This is a genomic window from Anaeromyxobacter terrae (assembly GCF_022690685.1).
GTDB lineage: Bacteria > Myxococcota > Myxococcia > Myxococcales > Anaeromyxobacteraceae > Anaeromyxobacter > Anaeromyxobacter terrae.
In genome coordinates, this window is record NZ_JALCYY010000001.1 from 169,828 (window position 1) to 185,162 (window position 15,335).

Consider the following 15,335-nt stretch of genomic DNA (forward strand, 5'->3'; position numbering starts at 1 on the left):
CGCGGAGGGACGCACATGATGACGGCACAGGCGGCGCAGCAGCAGGCCCGGAACTTCCGGGTCGACGTGGCGGATGGGGTCGCGACCCTGCTCCTCGACGAGCCGGGGGAGAGCGTGAACGTGATCGAGCCGGGCGCGGTGGAGGAGTTCTTCCGCCTGCTCGACGGCTTCGCGGTCGACGACGCCGTGAAGGCGATCGTCCTCGCGAGCGGCAAGAAGGACGGCTTCGTCGCCGGCGCCAAGATCGACCTCATCCAGTCGATCACCGAGGCGGCCGAGGCGGAGAAGCTCGCGCGCGACATGCAGGCCGGCCTCGACCGGCTCGAGCGCTACCGCAAGCCCGTGGTGGCCGCGATCCACGGCGCCGCGCTCGGCGGCGGGCTCGAGTGGGCGCTCGCCTCTCACTACCGCATCGCGACGAGCGATCCGAAGACCCAGCTCGGCCTGCCGGAGGTCCAGCTCGGCCTCATCCCCGGCGCGGGCGGCACGCAGCGGCTCCCGCGGCTCGTGGGCATCCAGGCGGCGCTCGACCTCATCCTGGCCGGCAAGACGGTGAAGGCGAGGAAGGCGCTCAAGCTCGGCCTCGTGGACGAGGTGGTCCCGCCGGAGCTGCTCCTCACGATCGCCCGGCAGCGCGCGCTCGCGCTCGCGGCCGGCAAGCTCCGCCGCGAGCCGCGGCGCAAGGCGAGCGCGGTCGAGCGCGCGACCCGGATCGCCCTGGAGGAGAACTTCATCGGGCGCGAGGTGCTCTTCCGCCAGGCCCGCAAGGCGGTGCTCGCGAAGACGAAGGGCATGTACCCCGCGCCGGTCCGCGCGCTCGAGGCCATCGAGCACGGCTACCAGAAGGGCTTCGCGCGCGGGCTCGAGAAGGAGGCCCAGCTCTTCGGCCAGCTCGCCGTCTCGGAGGTGGCGCGGCGGCTCATGGAGATCTTCTTCGCCACCACCGCGCTCAAGAAGGACACCGGCGTCGACGATCCCTCGGTGAAGGCGCGGCCGGTGCGGCGGGTGGGCGTGCTCGGCGGCGGGCTCATGGGGAGCGGCATCTCCTTCGTCACCGCCAACGCGGGCGTCCCGGTGCGCATCCGCGAGCGCGACGACGGCGCGGCCGCGAAGGCGCTCGCGAGCGTGAAGGGGCTCCTCGACGAGCGCGTGAAGCGGCGCTCCATCGACCGGCTCGAGCGCGACGAGAAGGTGCGCCTCGTCACCGCCACCACCGACTGGTCGGGCTTCGCGGGGGTGGACGTGCTCATCGAGGCGGTGTTCGAGGACCTCGCGCTGAAGCAGGAGATGGTCCGCGCCTTCGAGGCGGTGAACCCCACCGGCATCTTCGCCTCCAACACCTCGTCCATCCCCATCACCCAGATCGCAGAGGCCTCCCGGCACCCCGAGACCGTGCTCGGCATGCACTACTTCTCGCCGGTGCAGAAGATGCCGCTCCTCGAGATCATCGTGACCGAGAAGACGTCGCCCGAGGCGACGGCCACCGCGGTCGCGCTGGGCAAGAAGCAGGGCAAGACCGTCATCGTCGTCGGCGACGGGCCGGGCTTCTACACGAGCCGCATCCTCGCGCCCTACATGAACGAGGCGGCGGAGCTCCTCGTGGAGGGGGCGGCGGTCGAGGACCTGGACCGGGCGCTCGTGCAGTTCGGCTTCCCGGTCGGCCCCATCACGCTCCTCGACGAGGTCGGCATCGACGTGGGCGAGAAGGTCGGCAAGATCCTGCACGGTGCGTTCGGCGCGCGGATGGCGCCGCCGGCCGCGCTGCACGACGTGGTCGCGGCCGGGCGGCTCGGCCGGAAGAACAAGAAGGGCTTCTACACGTACGGTGACAAGAAGGAGAAGCGCGTCGACGTCACCGTCTACGACCTCCTCCCCGGCGGCCGCAGCCGCAAGACCTTCCCGCAGGACGAGATCCGCGAGCGCGTCGTCCTGCAGATGGTGAACGAGGCGATCCGCTGCCTCGGCGAGGGCATCCTCCGCAGCGCCCGCGACGGCGACGTGGGGGCGGTGTTCGGGCTCGGGTTCCCGCCGTTCCGCGGCGGCCCCTTCCGCTACGCCGACAAGGTCGGCGCGAAGGAGCTGCTCGCGCGGCTGGAGCGGCTGCGCGCGCGGCACGGCGAGCGGTTCGAGCCGGCCCCGCTCCTCGTCGAGCACGCCGCCTCCGGGAAGCCGTTCCACCCGTAGCTCCTGCGCTCCCGGCGCGACGTCCCCGAGGCCCCGCGACGCCCCGCTGCGTCGCGGGGCCTCTTCGTTTCGGAGCGTCGAGCGGCTCGACGAACCTGCGCGGGCCACCGCGACCATCGGTGCGGGTCCCGCGACGGCACCCGGGTCCCGCAGGACCGTGGCCTGTCTGACGCGCAAAGGGATTCCGCGAAGCGAGCAATTACGCGCAACAGCGCGGAATGGTTGCCCCAGGTCAAGATTCGCGCTTCGGGCGTTGTCTGGCATGGAGCGTCGAGCGGGGGATTCCATGATCGCCGCTTCGTGGAATTTCGCGCGCTGGAATCACAGGTTCGGCGTCGTCCCTGAGCCGACTTCACGCAGGGTCCGTGGCGAAGACCTTGCGCGAGGAGACGGGGGTGAGTCTGGCGCGCATGACGCAAATGAGCGTCGGGCAATTTGACGCAGCGCCAACTCGCGCTTTTCATGCGCGACCCGCCCCCCCGATGGGCGCGGGGACTCTCTGGAGACGACGACACATGACGAGACAGCTCTTCAAGGCGATGGGGATGTTCCTCCTCGCCGGCACGCTCGCGCTCGCGGGCTGCTCGGCGGACAAGGGTGATCCGGGTCCCGCTGGCCCCACCGGCCCCACGGGACCGACCGGGCCGACCGGCCCTGGCGGCGCGGACGGGCAGACGCCCATCACCGCCGAGACCTGCGCGCTCTGCCACGGCAAGTCGCAGCTCGCGGACTCCGCCGCCGGTCACGACGCGGTGGCGGCCGCCGCGCTCGCGAAGGGCAGCATCACCGTGAACGCGGTGGTCGTCGACACCAGCACCGACTCCCGCCAGCCGGTGGTCCTCTTCACGCTCAAGAACGACAAGGGCGTGGCCGTCGCCGGCTACACGCGCTTCCGCCTCACGGTCGCGAAGCTCGTTCCCGCCGCGGGCGGCGAGCCGGACAAGTGGCAGGCGTACGTGAACAGCAAGTCGACCACCACGACGGCGATCAACCCGACGACCGAGTACTCCTACGGCACGACGGGCTCGGTCGGCACGATCCGGGACCTGGGCAACGGCGTGTACGAGTACACGTTCAAGACCGATCTGGCCTTCGTGTCCGCCCCGCTCGCGGTCAGCTACGACGCGGCGGCCGTGCACCGCATCGGCATTCAGACCGCCGACAGCACGTACACCGACGCCACCACCGGCACGCCGGTGCTCACGGTCGCGGCGAACGGCTACGCCGACTTCATGCCCGAGAGCTCGACCCTCGTCGCCACGGCGCGTGACATCGCCACGACCGCGGCCTGCAACCAGTGCCACGGCAAGCTCACGGTCCACGGTCGCCGGATGGAGATCCCGTTCTGCGTCACCTGCCACAACAAGGGCGGGATGGACTCGAGCGGCTCGCCGATCGACATGACGGTCATGGTCCACCGCATCCACGCGGCGTCGGTCGTGAAGAACCCGTTCACCATCGGTAGCCACGACTTCAGCGGGGTGACCTACCCGCAGAGCGTCCTCAACTGCACGAAGTGCCACACCGGCGCGAACGCGGACGCCTGGAACACCAAGCCGAGCGCCCACGCCTGCACGAGCTGCCACGACGGCGTCGTGTTCGCCGGGACGACGCCCGGGACGAACCAGGTGGCCCACCCGTTCAACATCGCCGCCACGGCCGACTGCAAGTCCTGCCACACCACGGACCAGCTCACGACCGCGCACGCGCAGGTCGACCAGGTCGAGGCGAAGAAGCTCAAGTACGAGATCGTCTCGATCGCGAAGACGGCGCCGGGTGAGCTCCCGGCCGTGACGTTCAAGGTCGTCGAGGTCGCGACGGGCAACGCCGTCGACATCAAGGCGAGCCCGTACTTCACGCAGCCGAACGGCGCGTCGTCGCTCGCGGTCCTCATCGGCTGGAGCAACTCCGACATCCGCAACGTCGGCACGAACGCGACGTTCGGCGGGGCGGTGAGCATCAACGCGCTGGGCCCTGCGGCGGTCGCGAACGGCGACGGCACGTTCACCGTCACCTCGACGGTCGCGGTCCCGGCCGACGCCAAGGGCAGCGGCACCGTCGCGCTCCAGGGCCACCCTGCGGCCGTGGTGAACGGCGCCGCGGTGCGCCTCCCGGTGACGAGCGTCTCGAAGCCGTTCGCCATCACGGACGCGACCCCGGTCGCGCGCCGCACGGTCGTCAACATCGCCAAGTGCAACGCCTGCCACGGCAACCTCAGCCTGCACGGCTCGAACCGCACGGGTGACATCACCACCTGCACGCTGTGCCACAACGGCGAGGCGACGGATCGCTCGAAGCGCCCGGCGACCGGCACGACGGCGGACGGCAAGGTCGAGGAGTCGATCGACTTCAAGACCATGATCCACGCCATCCACGGCAACCAGGAGCGCTCGACCGGCATCGTGGTGTACGGCTACGGCAACTCGGTGAACGACTTCTCCGAGGTCACCTACCCGAACGTGCTCGCGAGCTGCCAGGCCTGCCACGAGGCCGGCACGTACGCCGACACGAAGGCGGCGACGGGCTCGACGACCGGCACCGGCGCCGACGCGGTGGACGTGACGGACAACCTCCGCACGACGAAGCAGGCCGCGGTCTGCTCCTCCTGCCACCTGAACTCCCTCGTGAAGAGCCACATGCTCCAGAACGGCGGCGCGTTCGGCGTCACGCAGGCGCAGATCGACTCGGTCCAGTAGACGAGCCACACTCCCGGCGGACGGCGGCCCCGCCGCCGCCCGCCGGCAGCCTGAAGCACCCGCCGCCCCCCCGGAGCCTCGCGCCCCGGGGGGCGGTTCGTTTCGTCCGTGCCGATCGGCGGACGAGGCGGGCGCCTGCGCCCGGCGGCGACCATCGGTCGAGCACGAGGGCCGCGACGATCAGAGGTGGCCGTAGTGCGGCGGCCACGACTTCACCGCGGCGGCAAGATGACAGCGCTGTACGAGCTCGCGCTCCTGGCGCTGATCGCTCGAGTGGACCCGCCCGCCCTCGCCCTTCGACAGGCTCGCATCCGATGCAACACGGCCGTCGCCGGCGTTACGGTGGGCCCGCACGCGCCGGCGTACCGGGTCGAACTCGTGCGCCCGGCGCGCTTCCCCATGAAAAAGAGTGAGGCGGGCACCTTCGTGCGAGCCGCACCGGGGGTAAGCGATGGTGCGAGTAAAAGGTGCGAGGTGGGGCGGACCCCACCTCGCCGGTCTCGACTAGAGGCCGTCCGCCCAGCGGTTGAACGCCGCCTGGTGGTCAGCGCCCGCGTTCGGGTGGCACACCACGCAGCTCTCGACCTGCGCGCCATCGACCGGCGTACCGGTGAACGCCGGGGCGACGCCGATCTGGCCCATGATGTCCTGGGTGACCGCGTCGAGGTTGGCGCTCGTGCCGGCCACGAGCGTGCCGAACATGGCCGTGTGCTGGTTGAACGCGGCGAGCGTGCCGGCGTCGTCCTCGTTGATGAGCTTCGCGCGGTGGCAGGAGCCGCAGGCGCGCGACGCCGGGCCGACGGCGTAGCTCGGGACGTTCTGGATGTTGCGGTTCGCGACGGGGTCCGACGCCGAGAGGAGGCTCGGCAGCGACTTCGTCTGGTCCGGCACCTCGTACGTCCCGCTGTTGTGGCACGAGTTGCAGTTCAGGGTCCCGGCGAAGTTCGGGTAGTTGCCCTCGACGTGCAGCTCGTGGCGCAGCACCGCGATCGGGTCGGCGTAGTTGATGTCACCCGGATCGAACGCCTGCATCGAGTGGATGGCGTGGATGTAGGAGTCGATCGACCGCGACTGCATCTCGAGGTGCGACCCGCCGTTCAGGACGGTGTGGCAGGTGCGGCAGGCGACGACGCCCGCGCTGCCGTAGGAGGCGTTGTGGAACGTCGTCCCGAGCGCGTCGTGGCAGGCGTTGCACTTCGCCGGGTCCACGATGTTCTTGCCGTACGAGCTCGCGGCCGCGACGAGCGTCGTGGCGCCGACGAGATCGACGGTCTGGGCCACGCCCTTGATGGCGAGGGCGGGGCTGGCGGTGTCAGCGAGGTTGCTGAGCAGCTTCGGAAGGACGACCACCTCGGCCCGCTCGACCGTGGAGCCGATCTTGGTCGCCCAGGTGCTCAGGTCGATCGTGGCGGTCCAGGACGGCGCGGTGCCGCTGAAGGTGACGCGCGGGTGGACCGTGGCGCCGGCGGTCGCCTCGAGGTTCCGGCTGCCGTCCGCGTGCGTCCCGTGGCCGCTGACGACGAAGTCCTTCGTGCCGTAGCCGTAGAGGCTCACCACAACCGTCGGGACGATGTTGGCCGCCGTCTGGGTGATGCTGTCGCCGCCGGTCTTCGTCGCGCTGAAGCTGACGGTCAGCACGTTCGTGGTCTTGTCGAACGAGGCCGAGTCGACCTTGGTCGTGAAGACGTCCGAGTACCGCGTGCCGTCAGCGGCGTAGATGGTCGCGATGCGGCCGCCGTGGATCTGCTTGAACGTCTTGGCGCCGCCGACCTTGTGGCACAGGCCACAGTCCGTGGTGGCGAGGTCCATGCCGCCGTGGATGGCCGCCGGCATGACGCCCGGGTTCGTCGTCGTCCCGTCGCCCAGGAGGGCGGGGGCGCGCTTCGGGTCGGTGCCGCCCTTGCCGTTCACCGGGTGGCAGCTCTTGCAGGTGGAGATCTTGAAGTTGGCGTCGGCGAGGACGACGTCGAGCTTGCCCTCGTGGCAGGTCACGCAGTTCGCCATCGACTGCGGGAAGTTGAACTCCATCGCGTGCGACATGTGCGTGTCGTTCATGACGTTCGCCGTGTAGGCGTACGTCGTCTTGTCGGCCGTCGTGATGCCGTCGGCCTTGTACCCGGCGGGATCGTCGGCGATCTTCTGCCAGTCCTGGTCCGACCCGACGCGCTTGCCGGTGTGGCAGGCCTTGCAGGACGCGAAGTCCGGCAGGCCGGCGACGCGGGCCTGGCGGTAGCCGTGCTTCGAGTACGGCGCGCCGTGGCACTTCTCGCAGCCGGAGACGTTCGCCGAGGAGGTGTAGTCGATCGCGCCGTAGACCTTGGCCGCGCTCGCCACGTTGTCCGGGAACGCGTAGTGGCCGGTCGTCGGCGCCTGCAGCACGGTCGCGTCCGCGATGTACCCGTAGATCATCGCGCTCTGCGAGGTCTCGGGGACGAAGCTCGGGTTCACGCCGGTCTTCGAGACGGCCGTGTACTGGGCGCCCTTGCCGCCGTCCACGATGCCCTTGAAGTGAATCCCGCCGTTGAACTGGAAGGTGTGGTCCGTGCTGAAGGTCTTCGTCGCCGCGTCGTACTCCGAGGCGTAGAAGGTCTTCTGCGTCATGTTGCTCAGCGTGTCGTCACAGGCCCCGCCCGGGCAGGCCGCAGCCGCCGGGTAGACCGTGAAGGTCAGCGTCGACGTGGTCGCGGTGGTCGCGACGCCGTCGATCACGAGCTTCAGCTTGCCCGTGACCGCGCTCATGCCGTCGTTGCCGTTCGTGCCGTCGGTACCGTCGGTGCCGTTGGCGCCGTTCGCGCCCTTCTCGCCCTGGCAGCCCGCCAGCGCGAGCACGCCGGCGAAGAGCAGCGCGCCGAACTTGTTCATCCGTCTCTGCATGTGGTGAAACCCTCCAGGTGGGCTGGGCGCGAGCGCCCAGCCTTGATCTCTAGCAATTGTTGGTTCAGGCAATTGCAGACTGCCCGTCGCGCATGAAACGAGGGGAACCCCCCTCCGTCTAGATTCCGACCCCCGAATGCGTGCCGCGAGCCAAAATCAACGGAGGCTCGCAGCGCAAATCCTCCGAGGCTCAGTGCGCCGGCGCGCATCCGGATCTCGCGGGCAACCTGCCGACGGAACGACGCTTTTGCCGCTGTGCCGCGGAGCCGTGCATTGGGTGACGTTCTCTCGCTGTGAATCCCGCAAATCGCGCGCGGGCTTCCGGATTGGTGCGGCAAGAAAGCGCACCGACAGACAACGGCAGCAAATACGCGCAATTGGCGTCGCCCGAGCGGATCATTCGCGCGCTCGGGTTGGACGTCACCCCTGGGTCAGGAGCGTGCCCCTGCGGCAATGAGCCGCCGGCGCGGGCGCTCGCACCGAGCGCGAAGGCGGCCTCGCGGCGTTCAGAGGCTGGCCCGCAGGCGGGCCTCGCGTCTCCACGACTCTCCACGACGAAGCGATCCCGTCCATCGCGACGCTGGCGATGGAGCGGCCGGCACGTCGTCCAGCCTCTCCGCGAAGACGCAGGACCTGCTCGGCAGGCCGCGAGAGCTCCGGCGCGAGCCGAGAGCCGACCAGGCACGGGCAGGCCACCGTCCGGCAGCACCCGCGGCGCGCCGGGCGCTGCTGGGCTATAGATGCGGTCGACCCGCGAGGCGCCCCGTGAAGCTCCGCCGCATCCTGCCGCTCGTCATCGGCTTCGTCCTCGTCCCCGCGGCGCTCATGCTGACGGTGGGCATCCTCATCCTCGTCTACGGCACCCTGCCGCGGGACTACGTCTTCGGCTGGCTCATCGTCGCGCTCGTCACGACGACCATCGCGGGGTCGGCCGCGACGCTCGCGGTGATCTTCCGCGAGGCCCGGCTCGCGAAGCTCCAGACCGACTTCGTGAACAAGGTCTCCCACGATCTCAGGACGCCGCTCACCTCGATCCGGATGTTCGTCGAGACGCTCCAGCTCGGCCGCATCCCCGACGAGGCGCGCCAGCGCGAGGCGCTCGAGATCATCTCGGAGGAGACCGCCCGGCTCTCCGGGCTCATCAACAGGCTCCTCGACTGGGCGCGTATGGAGTCCGGCCGCCGCAGCTACCAGCTCACCCGCGAGCCGGTCGGCCCCATCGTCGATTCGGCGCTCCAGGCGTTCGAGGCGCTGCTCCTGCAGCACCCGGCGACGGTGGAGCGCCACGTCGCGCCGGACCTGCCGCCGGTCATGGCCGACCGGAAGGCGCTCTCCGAGGCGATCCTCGACCTCCTGCAGAACGCCCACAAGTACACCGGCCCCGAGAAGCGCATCACCGTGCGCGCCGTGGCGAGCGGCCCGACCGTGCAGATCAGCGTCTCCGACAACGGGCCGGGCATCCCCGAGCGCGAGCACAAGCGGATCTTCAAGAAGTTCTACCGGGCGCGCGACCCGCTCTCGCGCACGATCGAGGGGACCGGCCTCGGGCTCGCGATGGTGAAGCACATCGCGAACGGCCACGGCGGCAAGGTGTCGGTGGCGAGCCAGGTGGGCCACGGCGCGACGTTCACGATCTCGCTGCCCGCGCTCGGCGCCGTCGCCGAGGCGCCGCAGGGCGCGCGCGCGGCGCGGCCCGCTTAGGGAGAACGTGTGGGCGAGAAGATCGTGGTGATCGAGGACGATCCTTCCATCCTCCGCGGGCTGCAGCTCAACCTCGGGATGGAGGGCTACACCGTGCGCTCGGCGAGCGACGGGGAGACGGGGCTCCGGCTCGCCAAGACCGAGAAGCCCGACCTCGTCCTCGTCGACGTGATGCTGCCGCGGCTCGGCGGGCTCGAGGTCGTGCGCGAGATCCGCAAGGACGACCCCGAGCTGCCCGTCCTCATCCTGTCCGCGAAGGGGCAGGAGGGCGACAAGGTCGCCGGCCTCCAGCTCGGGGCGGACGACTACCTGGTGAAGCCGTTCGGGCTGAAGGAGCTGCTCGCCCGGATCGACGCGCTCCTGCGGCGCCGGCGCGCCCGCGGGGAGACCGGCCCGAACCGCGCCGTGCGCAAGGCGGGCCAGATCGAGCTCGACCTCGACTCCCGGCGCGCGACGGTGGCCGGCAACCCGGTCGAGCTCACGAGCCGCGAGTACGATCTCCTCGCCTTCTTCGTCCTGCACCCCGACCGCGTGTTCAGCCGCGAGCAGCTCATGGAGGCGGTGTGGGGCTCGCGCTACTTCGGCACGGCGCGCACGGTGGACAACTTCATCGCCCGGCTGCGCGCCCACATCGGCGACGACGCGGAGCATCCCCGCCACCTGGAGACGGTGCGCGGGGTCGGCTACCGCTTCAATCCGTAGAGACGGGGCTGCGCCCGGCGCTCAGCGGCTCCCGCCTGCTAGGGCCTCCCGCAGGCAGCGCACGAGCGGCTCGTCCTCGCCGGGCAGGACCGTGCGCGGATCGAGCACGACCCGATCCTCCTCGATCCGCGCGACGACGGGCGGATCGCCGCGGCGGAGCCGCGCGAGGAGCGCGTCGGGATCGCCGGCGGGGAGGGCGAGCACGAAGGTCGGGAGCGTGACCTCCGGCAGGGAGCCGCCGCCGATCGCCGAGCGGCCCGGGAGCACGGCGGAGCCGGCGCCGGCGGCGCCGAGCGCAGCGCGCCAGCGCTCGGCCCTCTCGCGCAGCGCCTCCGGCGTCGTCGCGATCGCGCGCCAGACCGGGACCTTCTCGAGCGCCTCGCCGCGCTCGTAGTGGGCGAGCGTCGCGCCGAGGCCGGCGAGGGTGACCTTGTCGACGCGCAGCGCGCGCATGAGGGGGTGGCCCTTCACGCGCCGGATCGCCTCCCGGCGCCCGACGAGGACGCCCGCCTGCGGGCCGCCGAGCAGCTTGTCGCCGGAGAAGCAGACGAGGTCGGCGCCGGCGCGCACCCGCTCCTGGACCGTCGGCTCGAGCCCGAGCCCGTGCGGCGCGGTCTCGAGGAGCGTGCCCGAGCCGAGATCATCGACGACCCACAGGTCGCGCTCGCGCCCGAGCGAGACGAGCTCCTCGAGCGTGGCGTCGTGCACGAACCCCTGCACGCGGAAGTTCGAGCGGTGCACGGACATGAGGATGCGCGTGCGCGGCCCGATCGCGTCCTCGTAGTCGCGCCGGTAGGTGCGGTTCGTCGTGCCCACCTCCGCGAGCGCCGCGCCCGAGCGGCGCAGCACGTCGGGGATGCGGAACCCGCCGCCGATCTCGACGAGCTGGCCGCGCGACACCACCACCTCAGGCGCCCCGTCCACCGGGGCGTCGCCGGACGGGCGCGCCGGTATGAGGGCGGCGAGCGCGAGCATCACCGCCGACGCGTTGTTGTTCACCACGACCGCCGCCTCCGCGCCGGTGAGCCGGCAGAGCGGCGCCTCCGCGTGGCCGTAGCGATCGCCGCGCTCGCCCGCCTCGAGGTCGTACTCGAGGTTCGTGTAGCCGGCGGCGGAACGACGCATCGCGTCGATCGTCTCCTCGGACAGGGGCGCGCGGCCGAGGTTCGTGTGGACGACGACGCCGGTGGCGTTGATCACCGGCCGCAGCGACCCCTTCGACGCCGCCTCCAGCCGGTCGAGGAGGTCGCGCTCGATGGCCTCGGGGGGCGGGCAGGGGGCGCCACCCAGGATCTCGCGCCTGATCCGCTCCAGCTCCGCCCGAACCGCCTCCATCACGACGCCGTGACCGAGCCGTCGCACGAGGCCCGCTTTCTCGGCCGCTTCCAGCAGCCGGTCGGCACGCGGCAAGTTTCGAGCCTCGGACGGGGGGCTCGCGGGCGAATTTGGAGCTTTCATGTCCGCATGCTAGCGGAGGTTTTCCGCTGACAAGAGCCTTGTCTAACCACGCGTGAGCGGGTAATCCTTCGCGCACTCCTATGCCCCCTATCGTAGCCTCTCCCACGGCGGCAGAGTCCTATCTCTGGGCGATCATCCTGTTCCCCCTCGCGGGCGCGATCGTGAACGGGCTCATCGGGCGGCGGATCGGGAAGGGGAACGTCACCCTCATCGCCCTCGGGGCGATGGTGGGTGCGCTCATCGTCTCGACGATCGCCTTCATCTGGGCGCTGCAGGGCACCGTCCTGCACTTCCGCGGCGACCCCTGGATCCGCGTCGCCGGCCCGGACGGGCGCGCCCTCATCTCGATCGGGTGGGGGCTGCTCGTCGATCGGCTCTCCGCGACCATGATCATGGTCGTCACGGGCGTCGGGACGCTCATCCACATCTACTCCGCGTCGTACATGTCCCATGAGGACGACACGGGGTACGCCCGGTACTTCACGTACCTGAACCTGTTCGTCGCGGCGATGCTCACGCTCGTCCTCGGCGACACGCTCGTGCTGACGTTCGTGGGCTGGGAGGGCGTGGGCCTCTGCAGCTACCTGCTCATCGGGTTCTGGTACACCGATCCCGCGAAGGCGTTCGCCGGCCGCAAGGCGTTCGTCACGAACCGCATCGGCGACTTCGGCTTCCTCGTCGGGCTGTTCGCGCTCATCTCGATCTTCGGCACCGCGAGCTACGGCGACCTGCAGGCCATCGCGCGCACGCTCGATCCGGCCGCCACGATCCAGGTCGGCACGTTCGCCGGCCGCACCTACCAGGCGGCCATCACCTTCGCGCTGCTCGGCCTGTTCGTCGGCGCGTGCGGCAAGAGCGCCCAGCTCCCGCTCTACGTCTGGCTGCCGGACGCGATGGCCGGCCCGACGCCGGTCTCGGCCCTCATCCACGCCGCGACGATGGTCACGGCCGGCGTGTACCTCGTCGCGCGCAACGCCTACCTGTTCTCGCTCGCGCCCGCGGCGATGGCGACCGTCACGCTCGTCGGCGCGCTCACCGCGCTGTTCGCCGCGCTCATCGCCTTCGTCCAGACCGACATCAAGAAGGTCCTCGCCTACTCGACCGTGAGCCAGCTCGGGTTCATGTTCATCGGCGTCGGCGTCGGCGCGTGGTGGGCGGGCGTCCTGCACCTCGTCACGCACGCGTTCTTCAAGGCCTGCCTGTTCCTCGGCGCCGGCTCCGTGATGCACGGCATGGGCGACGAGACCGACGTCCGCAAGATGGGCGGCCTCCTCAAGAAGATGCCGCACACCGCCGCGACCTTCGGGATCGCGACGCTCGCCATCACCGGCTTCGTGCCGCTCTCGGGCTTCTGGTCGAAGGACGCGATCCTCGGCAACGCGCTCTTCAGCCACAACCCCGCCTGGCACCAGGTCGGCGAGATCGCCTACGTGCTCGGCACGCTGGCCGCGCTCGGCACCGCCTTCTACATGTCGCGCGTGTTCTTCCTCACCTTCGTCGGCAAGCCGCGCACTCACGCCGCCGAGCACGCGCACGAGTCGTCGCCGGTGATGACGATCCCGCTCTGGATCCTCGCGCTCCTGTCGATCGTCGCGACGGTGCTGGCGCTCCCGGTGCACGGTCCGCTCGGCCACGTGTTCGAGCGGTTCGTGGAGCCGGTGTTCGCGGCGGGCACCGAGCGGCTCCTCGCCGTCGAGCACCTGCACGCGGCCGCGCATCCCTCCTGGCCGTACTTCGCGGCCTGGGGCGTCGCGGCGCTCGGCACGCTCGTCGCCTGGACGATGTACGCCGGTCCGGCCCTCGAGGCGCCCCGCAAGCTCGCCCTCGCGTTCCCGCGGGTGTACCGCTTCGCCTACGACAAGTTCCGCGTCGACGAGCTGTACGAGTTCCTCGTCATCGAGCCGCTGCGCTACGCCGCGTACATCCTCTGGCGCATCGTGGACGTCTTCGCGATCGACGGCCTGTTCGTGAACGGCGTCGCGCGCGCGGTCGGGTTCGCCGGCTCGATGTTCCGGGTCGCGCAGAACGGCGACCTGCAGCGGTACGCGGCGGTGATGGCGGTCGCCGCGGCCGTGATCCTCTGGACCGTGCTCGGCGCGGGAGGGCGCTAGACCGTGAACCTCCTCACCCTCGTCACCTTCCTCCCCCTCGCCGGCGCGCTCGCGCTCGCGCTCCTCCCGCGCGACGAGCACGGCCAGCACCGGGTCGTCACGCTCGCCTTCACGCTCCTCACCTTCGCGCTGTCGCTCGGGCTCTGGTTCGGCTTCGACGCCTCCGCCGGCGCCCCCGAGTTCCAGTTCGAGCAGCGCGTGGACTGGATCCCCTCGATCGGCATCGGCTACCACGTCGGGCTCGACGGCGTGGCGCTCCTGCTCGTGATGCTCACGACGGCGCTCACGCCCATCGTGATCCTGTCGGCTTTCCGGGCGGTCGAGGAGCGCGTGAAGGAGTTCATGATCGCGCTGCTCGTGCTCGAGACGGCGATGATCGGGACCTTCGCCGCCCTCGACCTCGTGCTCTTCTACGTGTTCTGGGAGCTCATCCTCGTGCCGATGTACCTGCTCATCGGCATCTGGGGCTCGCAGAACCGCCTGTACGCGACGGTGAAGTTCTTCGTCTACACGTTCACCGCGAGCGTCCTCATGCTGCTCGCCATCGTGTACATCTACTTCCACGACGGCGGGACCTTCGACTACGTCCAGGCGCGGCAGGCGCTGCAGGTGACGCCCGACCACGCCCGCTGGCTCTTCCTCGCGTTCGCCGTCGCGTTCGCGGTGAAGGTGCCGATGTTCCCGCTCCACACCTGGCTGCCCGACGCGCACACCGAGGCGCCCACCGCGGGCTCGGTCATCCTCGCGGGCGTGCTCCTCAAGATGGGCACGTTCGGCTTCTTCCGCTACGCGCTCCCGCTCTTCCCGGAGGCGGCGCTCCAGTACCGGAACGTCATCGCCGTGCTCGCGGTGATCGGCATCCTGTACGGCGCGCTCATGTCGCTCGTGCAGACCGACATGAAGCGGCTCGTCGCCTACTCCTCGGTCTCGCACCTCGGCTTCGTGATGCTCGGCCTCGTCGCGCTCTCGGCCGAGGGGCTCACCGGCTCCGTCTACCAGATGCTGAACCACGGCGTCTCGACGGGCGCGCTGTTCCTCCTCGTCGGCATGCTGTACGAGCGGCGCCACACGCGCCTCATCGCCGAGTACGGCGGGATCGCGAAGCAGGTCCCGTGGATCGCGACCGCGTTCGTCATCGTGATGCTCTCGTCGGTCGGCCTCCCGGGCACGAACGGCTTCGTCGGCGAGTTCCTCATCCTCTCCGGCACCTGGCTCTCGCGCCTCGGCTCGGCGCCCGTGTTCGCCACCCTCGGCGCGATCGGCGTCATCCTCGGCGCGGTCTACATGCTCATCCTGGTCGAGCGGGTGTTCTTCGGGGCGATGCGGAACCCGGCGAACCGCGCGCTCCGCGATCTGAGCGTGCGCGAGGGCTTCGTCCTCGTCCCGATGCTCGTGCTCATCGTCGTGATGGGGGTCCTCCCCGGCCCGTTCCTGGCGCCGGCGAAGCCGGCGGTGGATCGGCTCATCGCGCGGTTCCAGCAGGCGGAGGCGCGGCTCGGCACCGGCCCGCAGGTCGGCACGGTCACGCCGGCCGTGGCGGTCCGCGCGGCCGCAGAGGTGCCCGCCCCGACGCTCCCCATCGTCCTCCCCACCGGCGGGGCTCACTGAC

The 15,335-nt window shown here is 70.6% G+C and carries 8 protein-coding genes; 6 read left to right on the plus strand and 2 right to left on the minus strand.

Annotated features, from left to right (window positions below):
* Positions 1–15 precede the first annotated feature (15 nt).
* Together fadJ and MNY62_RS00720 are read left to right on the plus strand one after the other, a co-directional pair.
* Positions 16–2,184 carry a fatty acid oxidation complex subunit alpha FadJ gene (fadJ, locus tag MNY62_RS00715; protein ID WP_242342166.1) on the plus strand — a complete coding sequence of 723 codons (2,169 nt, stop codon included), beginning with the start codon at positions 16–18 and terminating at the stop codon, positions 2,182–2,184.
* A 515-nt stretch (positions 2,185–2,699) separates the two neighbouring features.
* Positions 2,700–4,880, plus strand: a complete 2,181-nt coding sequence (locus MNY62_RS00720) for an OmcA/MtrC family decaheme c-type cytochrome (RefSeq protein WP_279426188.1) — start codon at positions 2,700–2,702, stop codon at positions 4,878–4,880.
* A 504-nt stretch (positions 4,881–5,384) separates the two neighbouring features.
* On the opposite strand, the gene MNY62_RS00725 is transcribed toward MNY62_RS00720, so the two are convergent.
* The gene (locus MNY62_RS00725; RefSeq protein ID WP_242342167.1) at positions 5,385–7,754 is read right to left on the minus strand and encodes a multiheme c-type cytochrome; all 2,370 of its coding nucleotides are present in this window, start codon (positions 7,752–7,754) and stop codon (positions 5,385–5,387) included.
* Between the two features lie 765 nt (positions 7,755–8,519).
* Between MNY62_RS00725 and MNY62_RS00730 the strand changes: the two genes are divergently transcribed.
* Both MNY62_RS00730 and MNY62_RS00735 read left to right on the plus strand, forming a co-directional pair.
* Positions 8,520–9,455, plus strand: coding sequence for a sensor histidine kinase (locus MNY62_RS00730; protein WP_242342168.1), 936 nt, complete (start codon positions 8,520–8,522; stop codon positions 9,453–9,455).
* A 9-nt stretch (positions 9,456–9,464) separates the two neighbouring features.
* On the plus strand, positions 9,465–10,157 hold the full coding sequence (locus tag MNY62_RS00735; RefSeq protein WP_242342169.1) for a response regulator transcription factor: 693 nt from the start codon (positions 9,465–9,467) through the stop codon (positions 10,155–10,157).
* 21 nt (positions 10,158–10,178) lie between these two features.
* Here the strand turns inward: MNY62_RS00735 and selA are convergent, their stop codons facing one another.
* Positions 10,179–11,615, minus strand: a complete 1,437-nt coding sequence (gene selA, locus MNY62_RS00740) for an L-seryl-tRNA(Sec) selenium transferase (RefSeq protein WP_279426189.1) — start codon at positions 11,613–11,615, stop codon at positions 10,179–10,181.
* Between the two features lie 80 nt (positions 11,616–11,695).
* Between selA and nuoL the strand changes: the two genes are divergently transcribed.
* Together nuoL and MNY62_RS00750 are read left to right on the plus strand one after the other, a co-directional pair.
* A complete protein-coding gene (nuoL, locus tag MNY62_RS00745; RefSeq protein WP_242342171.1) occupies positions 11,696–13,726 on the plus strand; it encodes an NADH-quinone oxidoreductase subunit L in 2,031 nt (676 codons plus the stop codon).
* A 3-nt stretch (positions 13,727–13,729) separates the two neighbouring features.
* Positions 13,730–15,334: a complex I subunit 4 family protein gene (locus tag MNY62_RS00750; RefSeq protein WP_242342172.1), complete on the plus strand. Its 1,605-nt coding sequence runs from the start codon at positions 13,730–13,732 to the stop codon at positions 15,332–15,334.
* Position 15,335: the final 1 nt, after the last annotated feature.

Bases quoted from the DNA above. Each gene is read 5' to 3' on its own strand.
- selA (WP_279426189.1), bottom strand. From the start codon at position 11,615: ATGAAAGCTCCAAATTCGCCCGCGAGCCCCCCGTCCGAGGCTCGAAAC.
- fadJ (WP_242342166.1), top strand. From the start codon at position 16: ATGATGACGGCACAGGCGGCGCAGCAGCAGGCCCGGAACTTCCGGGTC.
- MNY62_RS00720 (WP_279426188.1), top strand. From the start codon at position 2,700: ATGACGAGACAGCTCTTCAAGGCGATGGGGATGTTCCTCCTCGCCGGC.
- MNY62_RS00725 (WP_242342167.1), bottom strand. From the start codon at position 7,754: ATGCAGAGACGGATGAACAAGTTCGGCGCGCTGCTCTTCGCCGGCGTG.
- nuoL (WP_242342171.1), top strand. From the start codon at position 11,696: ATGCCCCCTATCGTAGCCTCTCCCACGGCGGCAGAGTCCTATCTCTGG.